Here is a 12,594-nt window from a genome sequence, read left to right as displayed (position 1 = left end):
CAGAATCCTGCTCCGGTCCCGATGGCTTCCGGAGGTCGCGGCGGCGGATCTGCACGTCAGGGTTGGATGATTCGCGTAGGTCTCGTCGGCGAGGGTAAGGTGCTTCGGCTTGCCGCGGGGGCGTGCGCAGAGAGCGGCGGCTCGGGTAAGGCGAGGAGGGGGTCGGGTTAGTCAATGGCACATTTCGTTAGAGAACGTGAAAGAAAGTGGATGCGGCGCGCGAAAATGAATGCGCATGCACGCCAAAGCCCTCACCGAAGCGGTCGAGGGTGCGAGGCCAAGATTGGTGGCCGGAATTCTACGTCCTACTGATACCTAGGACGAGGGGGGGTGGGGTGATGACGCTCCGCGGGAGTCCGGCGGCCGTGAGTACCACCGACCGTCCGCGATCGATGAGGCGAGCAAATATCCCCGGGGTCTGCGCGAGCATGAAAATGGCCGAAAGTAGCAGAAGCAGAGTACCGGTTGTCGCGGTCACGGTTCCTAGTGCACAGCCCTCGCAGCCTGCCAAGAGTCCTGATGCACCGTTCAGCCCGCCGGTGTCAGTGCTGGCGCCCGTCTCGCTCGTCATGGTAGCTGCATGCTGATGGATTCCAGTGGCTCCCTCATGGGAGTGGCTGGCCACCTGAGCGTGGCTGGTCGTCGAATGCAGTGTGACGAGTCCCAGGCATGCCGCTGCGATAGCGAACACGACGATCGTGAGCCGCGCCCAGAACGGTAGGCGGAGCGAAGCTACGCGAGGCAAGTTTCCTGTCATCACGTCGTCCTTCCGGAATCGGCCGGTCTTAGGCATACCGCCCTAGGGTAACGGTTTGGTCACGAAGAACCAACTGCGCTCTCGCCCTGGGGCTGTGGTGCTGGGTCGCCGCGTCGACGCAATGAGTGGCGCGGCGACCCAGAATCTCGTTGTTAGAGCGCGTCGATCATGGACTGCATCTCGGTGATCTCGGCGGTTTGGTCGGTCACGATCTTCTCCGCCAGAGCAACCGCGTCGGCGTTCTCGCCCAAGTCAACTTCGGTCTGCGCCATCTCGATGGCGCCTTGGTGGTGCTGGATCATCTGTTCCAGGAACAGCTTTCCGGCGTCTGCCCCGCTGGCTTGCTCGAGGGCGGTCATGTCGTCCGCGCTCATCATGCCGTCGCTGCCGTGGTCCATCCCCGACATGCTGTCGGTGGATGCTCCCCACGAGGCCAGCCAGTCGGTCATCGTGTCGATCTCCGGCTGCTGGGCGGCCTTGATCTTTTCCGCGAGCTGGGTGATGTTCTCCTCGACGCCCGTCTTGGCCAAGAGCATGTCGGCCATCTCGATCGCCTGCTCGTGGTGGGCAGTCATCATCTGAGCAAACGTGACGTCTTGGTCGTTGAACGTGCCGGCCTCTGCGGACGGGGCGGAGGTGGCGGAGCCGCTTCCACCGTGGTCCATTCCGGGCATCGACCCGGAGCCGGCACATCCGGCGAGCGTGAGTGTGGCGGCGAGGGCGCCGGCGATCATGAGGGTGTTGCGCATGCGTGGCATGAGTGTAAGTCCAATCAGTTCGAAATATGGGGTGATTCAGGGCGCGGAGTACCGTCCGATAACGCCGGCGGCGTCGCGGTGAATCAGGTTCGACTGATGGACAACTTCGATAGGTCGGGCGGATCTCGGAAAGGGAACGAGCCGGTCGCCCGCAGCGCTCGGATCAATGGTTGAAGGCGCACCGCGACACTAGCAAGCCCCCCGGCCCGGAGCAGGGCGATGACCAGGAAGAGTCCTCCGACGAGGAGAGCCAGCACACAGATCATGGCCGTCATGTCGTGCTCGGGTGTGCACTCCTGGACGCAATTGTCGCCAACCGGGGCGGACGACGTGGCGTTGGTGTGCTCGTCGCTGGTCATGGTCATCGCGGCGGTTGCCGGTTCGCTATGGCCAGTCGTGGCCGCCATCGTGTGCATGGCCAGTAGCCCGGCGACCACGGCGATGATCACACTGATCAGCAGCAATGTCTTCTGCAAGGAGGCGGGGCGCAGCAAGGTGGCACGAATGCTCATCAGATTCACTCGTCCCCACCTCCTGTCGCATCCACCGTATCCCCCACTACCGCGATCTCGCTGTGGAGTTCCGGGGCGTAAATCCGCGCAGTCTCAGACTGTTCGACACGACGAAAACGGAGGAGAACGCCATTGCCGCTCCCGCGACCAGAGGGTTCAGAAGGCCCAGCATCGCGACCGGGATCGCCGCGACGTTGTAGGCGAACGCCCAGAAGAGGTTGCCTTTGATGATCCCGAACGTGCGCCGGGCGAGACGCAGAGCATCGGCTGCAGCTCCTAGATCGTCGCGCATCACCGTGATGTCCGCCGCTTCGATCGCCGCGTCCGTCCCCGCTCCCATAGCGATACCGAGGTCCGCCGCCGCGAGGGCGGCGGCGTCGTTGACCCCGTCACCGACCATCGCCACAGTGTGTCCCTGAGCTTGGAGCTCGCGGATGGTTTCGAGTTTCCCTTGCGGGGTGACATCTGACCGGACGTCGCTGATCCCGGCGGCTTCACCGACGAGACGTGCAGCGCCGGCGTTGTCGCCGGTGAGGAGCACGGGGGTCAGACCGAGTTTGCGGAAGTCGCTGATCGCTGCGGCGCTGCCGGGCTTGATGGTGTCACCGACGACCAGGATGCCCCGGGCGGCCCCGTCCCAGCCGATCGCGATCGCGGTCTTTCCCTCCAGCTCGGCCACGTCGTGAGCCTGGGCCAGGGTGGGGTTGAGGTTGATGCCCCATTCGGCTGCCAACCAGCTGGGTTTGCCGGCGACCACCAGGTGGCCGTCGACGACCGCCTGGACGCCGTGCCCACTATGTGATTGGAACGATTCCGCGGCGGGATGCTGGGCTGAGGCGGTGGTGATGGCGTGAGCGATGGGGTGTTCTGACCCGCTCTCGGCCGCTGCCGCGATAGCCCGGATCTCAGCAACGCTCTCCCCCGGTTCGGCGATCACGTCCAGGAGTGCCATGTGCCCGGTGGTGACCGTGCCGGTCTTATCCAGGACGATGGTGTCGATTCGACGGGTCTGCTCGAGCACCTGAGGACCGCGGATGAGGATACCGAGCTGCGATCCGCGCCCGGTGCCGACCAGCAGAGCGGTTGGGGTGGCCAACCCCAATGCGCACGGGCACGCAATGATCAGAGTCGCCACGGCGGCAGTGAAGGCCGCCTCGACAGGCCCGCCGAGAATGAGCCATCCTACAAAGGTGACGACTGCCAGTCCGATAACGATGGGGACGAAGATTCCGGATACTCGGTCGGCTAGGCGCTGGACGTCTGCTTTTCCGGTCTGGGCGTCTTCGACGAGGCGGCCAAGACGTGCCAGTTCCGTGTCGGCACCGGTCCGCGTCACCTCGACGGTCAGCCGGCCACCGACGTTCACGCTGGCACCAACCACCCGGTCACCAACACCCACCTCGACCGGGATCGACTCGCCGGTCAGCATGCTGAGGTCGACGGCCGACGCGCCATCGGTGATCAACCCATCGGTAGCGATCTTCTCCCCCGGCCGAACCACGAAGACATCCCCCGGAGCCAGAGCACCAACCGGAACTCTCGTTTCACGCCCGTCGCGCAGTTGCACTGCTTCTTTCGCACCAAGTTCCAGGAGTGCACGGAGAGCAGCCCCTGAGTCCCGCTTTGCGCGCGCCTCGAAGTAACGCCCGGCCAGGATGAACACGGTGACCGCGGCAGCGACTTCAAGATAGATCTCCTCCCCGTGCGGCGCACCGAACAGAGTGAACGTCATCTGCATCCCCGGCTCACCTGCCGAGCCAAAGAACAGGGCATACAGCGACCAACCAAATGCGGCGAGCACGCCGACACTGATCAGGGTGTCCATCGTGGCAGCGCCGCGCCTGGCGTTGACCCACGCCGCCCGGTGGAAAGGCCACGCCCCCCACACCGCCACGGGCGATGCAAGGGTCAGCGCGAGCCATTGCCAGTTTGTGAACTGGAGTGCCGGGATCATCGAAAGCACGGCAACAGGAAGCGCCAGCGCCGCCGAGATCAGCAGCCGACGCCGAAGGCCGAACGTCTCATCGTCGGTACCGGCGTCGGTGCCCTCCTGGTTCGGCGGCGCGGGGACGGCCGCGGTGTAACCAGCGGATTCAACAACGGCGATCAGCTGGGCCGGAGACAGCTCTACGTTCGTCCGGATTCGAGCCTTCTCGGTTGCGTAGTTCACCGTGGCCTCCACCCCGGGAACACGGTTCAACTTGCGTTCGATCCGATTCGCGCACGACGCGCACGTCATCCCCCCGATATCGAGTTCCACCTCAGTGGCTCCCATCAGCCTGCGCTCACCACGGAGTAGCCCGCCTCCTCGACGGCGGCACGAACGGCAGCGCCATCCACGGCGGCCACGCTAGAGATGCTGACCCGAGACGCGCCACCCAGATTCAGTTCGATGTCGACTCCCTCTACGCCCTCGAGCGCAGAGATCTCCTCCGTCACGCTCGCCACGCAGTGGGAGCAAGTCATGCCGGTCACCAGATACTCAGCGGTAACAGCGCTCGACCCCGCAGTGCTCTGCCCCACGTGAGGGTGAGTTCCACAGCTGCAACCGCTGTTCGCGTCAGACAGTCCGAGGTCGTTCGTTGTAGCGTGCATGTTGCTCTCCTTGATATAGGACTGCGGAAGACATCGACATCACAATGCGAGAGTCCAATGTACCCCCTCGGGGTATCGACGATATACCCTACAGGGGTATATCGCAACTGTGCACGGTGATCCGGCATCCAGGAGTGCCATTAGAGGTCTTGATTAATACAGCGCCAGCTGTATTAATGGGGTCATGCTGACGATCACGACTCGACTGGATGTGATGAACCGGCTCGGCCGCGCGATGGCCGATCCGACCCGTTCACGCATCCTATTGATGCTGCTGGACGCTCCGGCCTATCCGGCTGGGATCGCGGAAGCTCTCGATTTGACGCGTCAGAACGTCTCCAACCATCTGACCTGTCTGCGTGACTGCGGCATCGTCGTGGCGGAACCCGAGGGGCGGCAGAATCGCTACGAGATCGCGGACGCACACCTCGCGAAAGCGCTCAACGACCTGGTGGGCGTCGTCCTGGCCGTCGACACCTCGGCGCCGTGTAACGACGAATCCTGCACCGTGCCCGGATGCTGCGAGGCCACCCCGTGACGGCCACGGTCGAGCGCCCCAGCGACGAGCGCCGGGCGGTTCTGCAGAAGCGCATCCGCCTGATCGTCGCGGTGACGATCGGGTACAACCTCATTGAGGCCGTCGTCGCGATCGCCGCCGGCACGGCCGCCTCCTCGGGCGCCCTCATCGGGTTCGGCCTCGACTCCACTATCGAAGTGCTCTCCGCGGCCGCCGTGGCCTGGCAGTTCACCCGCAAAGAACCGGAGCGGTGGGAGAAGGGCACACTCCGCGTTATCGCCGTGGCGTTCTTCGCTCTCGCCCTCTACGTGGGCGCCAATTCAGTCCTGGCACTCACGGGTGTCGTCGAAGCAGAGCACAGCACCGTCGGCATCGTCCTGACCGCCCTCAGCGTGGTCATCATGCCCTTCCTGTCCCTCGCGGAACGCCGCAACGGCCGTGAGCTGGGCTCGGCCACCGCCGTAGCCGACTCGAAGCAGACCCTAATCTGCGCGTACCTGTCCGCGGCCGTGCTGATCGGCCTGCTGCTCAACAGCCTGTTCGGCTGGTGGTGGGCCGACCCGATCGCCGCCCTCGTCATCGTCGTCTTCGCCGTCCGCGAAGGCATCGAAGCCTGGAAGGGCGACGCGTGCGCCACCTCCGTCGGCATGCTGCTCGACGACGATAACGACGACGAGCACCACAACCATGACCACCACGAGCACCACTGACCAAGGAGACACCATGTCTGACTGCTGCGACGGAACCTGCTGCACCGCCGAATGCGCCGACGGCTGCACCTGCTGCTGAGCGCTACCAGCGCGCCTACTCCGTGGCCGTGCTCGGGTTAATGTCCTCGACTTCGGGAACTGCACGCAACTCGTCACGTTCGGCGGTGCTGGTGAGGGCTTGAATCCAGGCTCGGTTGACAGCAGGAGGCGGCCCCGTAGATCTCGTGCTCGAGGAGCCGTCTGGATGTCGGGTCAGCCGACTATTCGCACGAAGTAGTAGCTGCCCCACAATGGGCGATGCTCGACGTAACGCCCCCAGTCGGGCGAGTCGATGCTTTGACCGTTCCCGTCGTAGATTCCGATGTGGGTTCCGGGCCAGACCACGAGATCCCCGGCGCGGGCATCGGCTGGCGCGATAGGGATTCCCATGGCCGCCTGATTCGAGACCATGCGGGGCAGGTAGATGCCGAAGGCCGCGAACACGTATTGGGTTAGTCCGTCACAGCTGAAGCTGGTGTCGGGAGTGGCACCGGTGCCGTATGGGACGACTCCCACGAACTGTTGGGCATAGGCGACGATCGCGTCGCCACTGTAGGGGCCGGATGGGGGGTTCACGGCGAACGGGGTTGCGGTCGAAGCCGTTGCCTTGGCGGCTGCGGCTGCTTCCGCGGCGGCCGCCGCTTGGGTGGCCGCAACGGCGGCTGCTGCTGCCTGGCGGGACGCCTCGAGTTCCTCGCGGGTGGGGGCGGTGTAGTTGTCTCGGCTTACCGCGAGGGCTGCCGAGGCGTCCGGGACAACGAGCGTTTGATCACCGGCAATGGCAAGGCTCGGCTGTGGGGTTCCGAAATTGCCGCCGCCTCCGAACGCGTACGCGGGCAGCGCCATGGTCGCGACCAGCCCGGCGGTGAACGTCATGACGATGACGGTGCCGGCCCGCCGCCTCGGGGCACCTGCCTTCTTCGGCGCGCGAGACAGGCTCGTCTCACGGTCGACCGGGGTGCGCGTTCGCCGCTGTTCGAGTTCGCGGAGTTCTCGTCGTGTTTGCGGCTGTGGGGCGTTGTGTTCTTGGGGCACGAATGTCCTTGGGTTCCCGCTCGGCGTTGATGCCGGTCGCCTTCCCGTTCCTGGTTCCTGCACCGGCCTAGAAGCGAATGGGATGGCTGGGCCGGGGTCCGCCAGCTTCGGGTGCGAAGCGGATTCTTCGACGGTACGCGACGCCACGCCGCATGTCGAGTACATCCAAACATTTACTAACAGATCGATAACGGACGACGGGTGTCATCGGGGTGTCAAAGGTCAGTGAGTCACCAAGATGATGATCCACGCCAGCAACCCAGCCAGGGGCAACAGTGCGACGCAGATCACCCAGGCGCCCTTCTGGTCATGCGTCAGCGCAGACGTTTGGGCCACGACAACCGCTCCTATCGCCAGAATTGCCAGGCCGATGAATGGCATCACGAACTAGCGCGGCCCTCCGCCTGGCGGCCGCGTTGGCGCGGCGCCCCGCGCGGTGAGTTGCGCCAACGAGACCTGGCCGCCGGCTGTGCGTGTCCGCGCGGAGTCGGTCAGCACACTCCGATCGCAGCCCTAAGAGCTTCGGTGAGCTGGTTGCCGAGTTCGTCGACCTTGTTCTGGTCGAGGCGCTGGCCGAGCTGCACCGCTTGCGCTTCCGTGATGAGGGCGTCGAGTGCGGTTCGGGCCGTGTCGACCGCGTCGGACTGGCCAGGCAACGTGCCAAGCAGCACTCCTGCAGCCTGGAGTGAGTCGATAGCAGCTGCGGGGTCGACGGGGATCTCGGAGACGGCGGTCCGAACGTCAGCGGTGACCTGGTCGATGACCGGTGTAATGGCAGCGCAGGCGGTGTCCGATGCTTCCCGCGCGACGAAATCGCCGACCGTCGAGCAGCTGGTGAGCACCACAACGGTAATGAGGGCGGCACTCGCTCCGAGAATGAGGCGGACGGGTTGGGAGCGTCTGAGTGTGCTGGTCATCCGAAGAGGTCTCCCAGCCAGGATTCGCGGCCGCGCTTCTTCTGGTTGCCGTGCGAGCCGTTGTCGTAGCCGTGTCCGCTCGAGCGGTTCCGGTCGTGGTCGCTGCCGTGACCGTCTCGTTCGTAGCCGCCTCTCGATTGCGGGGCAGCAGCGGGGGCGGATCGTTCGACGATCTTGTCGAGCTCTCCGCGGTCAAGCCAGACTCCTCGGCACTGGGGGCAGTAGTCGATCTCGATTCCTTCGCGGTTCGACATCATCAGCGTTGTGTAGTCGACGGGGCACTTCATTCTTCTTCTCCTTGTCGGATGGGGGCGTTCGGTGTGCGGGGTTGACCTGCCGGCGTGCTGTCGCCGAGGGCGTGGATGATCGTGTCGGGGTGCCGGGTCGAGACCAGCCAATAGGGCACGGGGTCGCTGGGGTCGGTGATGGCGATCTTCACGACGGGCTTGACCCATCCGCGGATGCACAGCCAGGCTCGCGCGTCGAGCGCGGGGCCTCGTTGCCGGGTGGCGGCGTCGCCGTCGTAGCCGCGGATTTCTCCGAGGAAGGCGCGCGGGATCGTTGCGCGGCCGACGCGCAGGGTGTCAGCCGTGATTTCGATGACCGGCGCTGTTGCGATGAAGAGTGCGATGACTCCGGAATAGAGGACTACTCCGACGGCAATGCCGACCAGAAGTCCGGGCACCGCGGTGATCGGCAGGAAGACGAGGATGCTGGCGGGAATGACGAGGCCGATGTATATGAACATCGACGGCGCCGGGTGGAGTCGTTCGCGATACTGCGTCATTTGTGACTCCCCCGCCGTTCGAGGTGGTCGCTCAGACCGATCAGCAGCCGTTCTGCTTGTTCGGGAGAGAGCGCGCCCTGACCGACCTGATCTGCGATCGTGACCAGGCGGAGTTTGGTTGACGCAACGGTGCTGTCGGTGGGGGCGGCGTTGAGCACGCGGAGCAGCCGAAGGCGCGCGGCCAGTGCCGGCGCGTTCCACTTGGTGGTCATGAGCACAGAGTAGGACAGATAGTTCAGGATTTTCTGTATAGTCGTCGGGTGACTGACGTACGTGCCGACCTTGCCCGCCGTCGCCTTGTCGGCGCCGTTTCCGTAGTGGTAGTGCTGACTGTTGTGGTGATCATCGATCAGCTGGTGAAGCAGTGGGCGCTCACCGATCTGGCGCATGGTCGCGTTATTGAAGTGCTCCCGACGTTTGATCTGAGGTTGGTGTTCAACCCGGGAGTCGCATTCGGTATGGGTGCTGGGCTCGGTCCGATTGTGGCTGTTGTGCTCATTGGAATGCTCGCGGTGCTGACCGGATGGGTAATCGTCAAGGTGTGGCGCGGTGAGGTGACGGATGCTGTTCTCCTGTCGGTGGTGCTCGCGGGGGGTCTGGGGAACGTGATCGACCGGGTGTTCCGGGCGCCGTCCGATGCTCCTCTCACGGGCGAGGTCGTCGATTATTTGTCGGTGTCCTGGTTCGCGATCTTCAACCTCGCCGACGTGTTTGCTGTGGGGGGCGTCATCGTGTGGCTTCTCGTGGTCACGATGCGCTCTCGCCGTCGTCTCCCGGAAGCGTGAGCGACGCGCGGTGCTTGTCTCGGAATGCCGCAACCGCGTCCTTTAGCCGCGGGTCGTCTCCGCGGGCTAGACCGGCGTATTCGATGGCGACGCTGCCGTCGCGCTGAGGTGCCACCTTGACCCACAACCGGCGACGCGCAACGAACAGTGACGTGAGCAGGCCTGCCGTGGCCAGGATCGAGAACACCAACACAACATCTTGCGCCGGGTCGTAGCTGAGATCGAAGGAAGCGAATCGGCTGATCTCATCCAGCGTGATGCTGCCGAGGCCGTTGGGAAGCTGCGCTGTGTCACCGGGCCGGAGCTGGAGGGAATCCGTCCCGGTGTCACCGCCGGTGAGTTGGGTGAGCGTGCTGGTGTCGAGCGAATACACGGAGGTCGGTACGCCGCCGTCTAGTCCGAGATCTCCTTGGAAGACGTTGAGGGTCATCGTGGGATAGATGAGGTCGGGGTAGGACGAGAATTTGGCTCCTGAAGCGGCGGTCTCCTCGGTCGGGTAGAAGAACGACAGCATGCCGATCTGCTCGCTGAGCCCGTCGGGCACTTTGATGACGCCGAGGGAGGTCAGGTTGGAATCTTGCGGGAGGAACGGGACCGCGCCGGAGAACACGGCGTCTCCGGCCGGGTTCCGGATGGTGATGCGTGGTGCATACCCGTTTCCGAGGAGGAAGATGTCGGCGCCGGCAAGCTCCAGGGGTCGATTGACCTTGATGACGTCGGAGCGCACCGAGTCGTTGCCGGGCTCCGTGATCGACACTGAGGCGGTGTAGTCCAGGGGTTGCCCCAGCGCACCCTGATCGCTCTCCTCGTAGACGACGTCGAAATTGTCGAGGGTGATCCGGTAGGGGCTGAGCACTTCTGGTGTGAACAAGCGCCCGGGGTTGAAGGTGTCGTAAGAGCTCTGTACGTTGGCGAATCCCTCCCCCTCTACAACCACCCGTTGTCCCGCATAGCCGAAGAGTCCGCCGATGGCGACCGCGACGAGCAGACCCACGAGCGAGAGGTGGAAGACGAGGTTGCCGGTTTCTCGGAGATAGCCGCGCTCGGCCGACAGTGAGGTGGTGGTTCCGGTGGTGTAGCGGGTCACCCGGTACCGTGCAGCTTTGAGGATCCGTTCGGCCTTCAGAAGAACAGCCTCGTTATCGACGGGCTGCCGGTAGGTGTCGATCTGGTGGACCGGCAGTCTGCTCAGCCGCGCCGGCGTTCGGGGCGGCTGAGCGCGCAACGCATCCCAGTGGTGCTTGGCTCGGGGGACGACGCATCCGATCAGTGAGATGAACAGCAGGATGTAGATGCTCGAGTACCAGAACGAACCATAGGAGTCGAACGCTTGCACCGCTTCCAGCAGTGGGGCGATGCCGGGGTTTCTGTCGATGTACTGGACGACCCCGTTGGGGTCGGAGCTGCGCTGAGGCAGCAACGATCCGGGGATTGAGGCGAGTGCTAGCAGGAGGAGCAGAAACAGCGCGGTGCGCATGCTCGTGAGTTGACGCCATGCCCATCGGACCCAGGTGACGCTCGAGGAAGTGCGGGGCAGCTCCGCGTCGACATGGTCGGCTGGGCGGCGCGGGTCGGTGTCGGAAGCGTCCGATCGCGTTGACGATGTCATCCGAGCGCGGCCCCGCGCGCGGCCATGAATGATTCGGGATCGATGCGAGTGCCGTCGACGGTGACCTCATAGTGCAAATGGCAGCCGGTCGAAACACCCGTTGTCCCGGCGAGTGATATCAGCTGCCCTGCGGCCACCGTCTCCCCGGGGCTGACGACTAGCTGGCTGTTGTGGGCATAGCTGGTTTGCACCCCTGCTCCGTGGCTGATCTGAACCCAGTTGCCGAGCCCACCGAACCATCCCGCGTAATTCACGGTGCCCGCGGATGCGGCGTAAACGGGGGTGCCGCAGCCGGCACCGAGATCGACGCCTCGGTGGAAGGTGCTTGCTCCCGCTGTGGGAGCGACTCGGGGGCCGAACCCATCAGAAATGCTGCCACCGACCGGACGCGCCCAGCCCTGATCGGAGAGCTGTCCCGCATCCAACTGTGAGGAGCCCCCTTCCCCAGCTGCGGCGGCGGCAGCGGCGGCAGCAGCCGCGGCCGCTGCTCGTCGGACTTCCTCACCGCGGGCGTAGTCAGCCTCGGTCGCTTGACGGTTTTCGGAGAGCACGGCGAGTTGCGCCCTGAGCGTTTCGGAGTTCGCCAATTGAAGCCCGAGCTGCTCCTCGACAGCCTGAGACGCAGCGATGGCTGCCTGCATCGCCGTCTCGGCTTCCACCGCCAGACGTTCGCGTTCGATTTTCGCCACCATCGCCTGGTCGGTCAGTGACCGCGCCGTGTTGCTGGAATTCTCGGCCTGTCGGTAGAGCTGATCGATGTTCTCGGAGAGCCGTGATGCGGTCGCCAACAGGTTGAGGAAGTTGGCACTGTCCGACCCTGATAGCAGCAGCTGCGCGCTGAGCTGGTCGCTTCCACCAGTCCGCGCCATGGAGCTGACAAGTCGTCCGACGGTCAGTCGTGCGGCGTCGGCGGCCTGCTGCGCATCCGTCGCTTGGGTCTCGAGATCACGGGCGCGTTCGCCCGCGCGATCCCGCGCATCCTGTGCGACGTCCCACTCGTCGGTGAGAGTCGTCGCCTGCTGCTGAGCGGCAGCGAGATCCGATTCGATCTGGCTGATGAGTGCGGTGAGCTCCCCGATCTGGGCCTGTTTGGTGCTTTCGTCAGCGCGAGCCGCCTCCACCTCTGCCCAGGTGGGATACTCCTCTGCGGCCGCCGCGTAGGGCGTTGAGACCAGCCCCAGGGTGACGAGTGCCGTCAGGACGATCGAGATCGGTGTGCGGGCTGGGCGCCGGGGTGCGCGGCGACTGGCCCTCGAGGGGGAGGGATTCATGGTTCTGCTTTCCGATGCGGGGTGGGGGGCGCGATAACGCGTCCGGGGCATGGAAGGCGGAATTTAAATGCGGAGGAGGCCCGCTGACTGCAGAACGGAGAGCGGAGGGAGACGCAGTACGGTTCGCGCCGGCGGAGCGTTCGCCAGCGAGGGTTGGCCGAGGGCACCGGATGCGCGACGTGCTTGATGGGTGACGAGCACGATCGAGCCAATGGCGGCGATGCAGATCATGGCGGCACCGATGCATTCGGCCAAGCCGCCGCCGTCAGCGTCCGGTGCGTGCGCGGAGGCGGTCGAGTCAA

15 protein-coding genes are annotated in these 12,594 nt (G+C 64.8%); 3 read left to right on the top strand and 12 right to left on the bottom strand.

Annotated features, from left to right (window positions below; all coding sequences use genetic code 11):
* Window positions 1–909: 909 nt before the first annotated feature.
* From ACN4JJ_RS20285 to ACN4JJ_RS20270, 4 genes are all read right to left on the bottom strand, one after another.
* The gene (locus ACN4JJ_RS20285) at window positions 910–1,506 is read right to left on the bottom strand and encodes a DUF305 domain-containing protein (RefSeq protein WP_440711697.1); all 597 of its coding nucleotides are present in this window, start codon (window positions 1,504–1,506) and stop codon (window positions 910–912) included.
* Window positions 1,507–1,598: 92 nt separating this feature from the next.
* Window positions 1,599–2,027: a DUF6153 family protein gene (locus ACN4JJ_RS20280; RefSeq protein ID WP_440711696.1), complete on the bottom strand. Its 429-nt coding sequence runs from the start codon at window positions 2,025–2,027 to the stop codon at window positions 1,599–1,601.
* Between the two features lie 46 nt (window positions 2,028–2,073).
* Window positions 2,074–4,302 (bottom strand): heavy metal translocating P-type ATPase, encoded by a 2,229-nt coding sequence (locus ACN4JJ_RS20275; protein WP_440711695.1) that lies wholly within the window; start codon window positions 4,300–4,302, stop codon window positions 2,074–2,076.
* Window positions 4,302–4,493 carry a heavy-metal-associated domain-containing protein gene (locus tag ACN4JJ_RS20270; RefSeq protein ID WP_440711721.1) on the bottom strand — a complete coding sequence of 64 codons (192 nt, stop codon included), beginning with the start codon at window positions 4,491–4,493 and terminating at the stop codon, window positions 4,302–4,304. The genes ACN4JJ_RS20275 and ACN4JJ_RS20270 overlap by 1 nt, the downstream gene beginning before the upstream one ends.
* A gap of 313 nt (window positions 4,494–4,806) precedes the next feature.
* Between ACN4JJ_RS20270 and cmtR the strand changes: the two genes are divergently transcribed.
* Window positions 4,807–5,160 (top strand): Cd(II)/Pb(II)-sensing metalloregulatory transcriptional regulator CmtR, encoded by a 354-nt coding sequence (gene cmtR / locus ACN4JJ_RS20265; RefSeq protein WP_440711694.1) that lies wholly within the window; start codon window positions 4,807–4,809, stop codon window positions 5,158–5,160.
* Window positions 5,139–5,849 (top strand): cation efflux transmembrane domain-containing protein, encoded by a 711-nt coding sequence (locus ACN4JJ_RS20260; RefSeq protein WP_440711693.1) that lies wholly within the window; start codon window positions 5,139–5,141, stop codon window positions 5,847–5,849. The genes cmtR and ACN4JJ_RS20260 overlap by 22 nt, the downstream gene beginning before the upstream one ends.
* 252 nt (window positions 5,850–6,101) lie before the next feature.
* Here the strand turns inward: ACN4JJ_RS20260 and ACN4JJ_RS20255 are convergent, their stop codons facing one another.
* The 6 genes from ACN4JJ_RS20255 to ACN4JJ_RS20230 all read right to left on the bottom strand — a co-directional run bounded on the left by ACN4JJ_RS20255 (window position 6,102) and on the right by ACN4JJ_RS20230 (window position 8,839).
* Window positions 6,102–6,764 carry a C40 family peptidase gene (locus tag ACN4JJ_RS20255; protein WP_440711692.1) on the bottom strand — a complete coding sequence of 221 codons (663 nt, stop codon included), beginning with the start codon at window positions 6,762–6,764 and terminating at the stop codon, window positions 6,102–6,104.
* A 381-nt stretch (window positions 6,765–7,145) separates the two neighbouring features.
* Window positions 7,146–7,304 (bottom strand): PLDc N-terminal domain-containing protein, encoded by a 159-nt coding sequence (locus tag ACN4JJ_RS20250; protein WP_440711720.1) that lies wholly within the window; start codon window positions 7,302–7,304, stop codon window positions 7,146–7,148.
* Window positions 7,305–7,414: 110 nt separating this feature from the next.
* On the bottom strand, window positions 7,415–7,840 hold the full coding sequence (locus ACN4JJ_RS20245) for a hypothetical protein (protein ID WP_440711691.1): 426 nt from the start codon (window positions 7,838–7,840) through the stop codon (window positions 7,415–7,417).
* Complete coding sequence (locus tag ACN4JJ_RS20240) at window positions 7,837–8,127, bottom strand: TFIIB-type zinc ribbon-containing protein (RefSeq protein ID WP_440711690.1); 291 nt, start codon at window positions 8,125–8,127, stop codon at window positions 7,837–7,839. Before ACN4JJ_RS20240 ends, ACN4JJ_RS20245 begins: the two co-directional genes overlap by 4 nt.
* Entirely contained in the window at window positions 8,124–8,627 is a 504-nt protein-coding gene (locus tag ACN4JJ_RS20235) for a DUF3093 domain-containing protein (RefSeq protein WP_440711689.1), read from the bottom strand. Before ACN4JJ_RS20235 ends, ACN4JJ_RS20240 begins: the two co-directional genes overlap by 4 nt.
* Window positions 8,624–8,839, bottom strand: a complete 216-nt coding sequence (locus ACN4JJ_RS20230) for a hypothetical protein (protein WP_440711688.1) — start codon at window positions 8,837–8,839, stop codon at window positions 8,624–8,626. Before ACN4JJ_RS20230 ends, ACN4JJ_RS20235 begins: the two co-directional genes overlap by 4 nt.
* Before the next feature lie 48 nt (window positions 8,840–8,887).
* Here ACN4JJ_RS20230 and lspA point away from each other — a divergent pair, with 48 nt between their 5' ends.
* Window positions 8,888–9,412 (top strand): signal peptidase II, encoded by a 525-nt coding sequence (lspA, locus tag ACN4JJ_RS20225; protein ID WP_440711687.1) that lies wholly within the window; start codon window positions 8,888–8,890, stop codon window positions 9,410–9,412.
* Here the strand turns inward: lspA and resB are convergent.
* Window positions 9,375–10,889 (bottom strand): cytochrome c biogenesis protein ResB, encoded by a 1,515-nt coding sequence (gene resB, locus ACN4JJ_RS20220; RefSeq protein WP_440711686.1) that lies wholly within the window; start codon window positions 10,887–10,889, stop codon window positions 9,375–9,377. The two genes, lspA and resB, sit on opposite strands and share 38 nt — an antisense overlap.
* A gap of 128 nt (window positions 10,890–11,017) precedes the next feature.
* Complete coding sequence (locus tag ACN4JJ_RS20215; protein WP_440711685.1) at window positions 11,018–12,292, bottom strand: peptidoglycan DD-metalloendopeptidase family protein; 1,275 nt, start codon at window positions 12,290–12,292, stop codon at window positions 11,018–11,020.
* Window positions 12,293–12,594: the final 302 nt, after the last annotated feature.

Source organism: Herbiconiux dendrobii, from assembly GCF_052048175.1.
Taxonomy (GTDB): Bacteria; Actinomycetota; Actinomycetes; order Actinomycetales; family Microbacteriaceae; genus Herbiconiux.
This window is presented reverse-complemented; position numbering and strand designations above follow the sequence as displayed.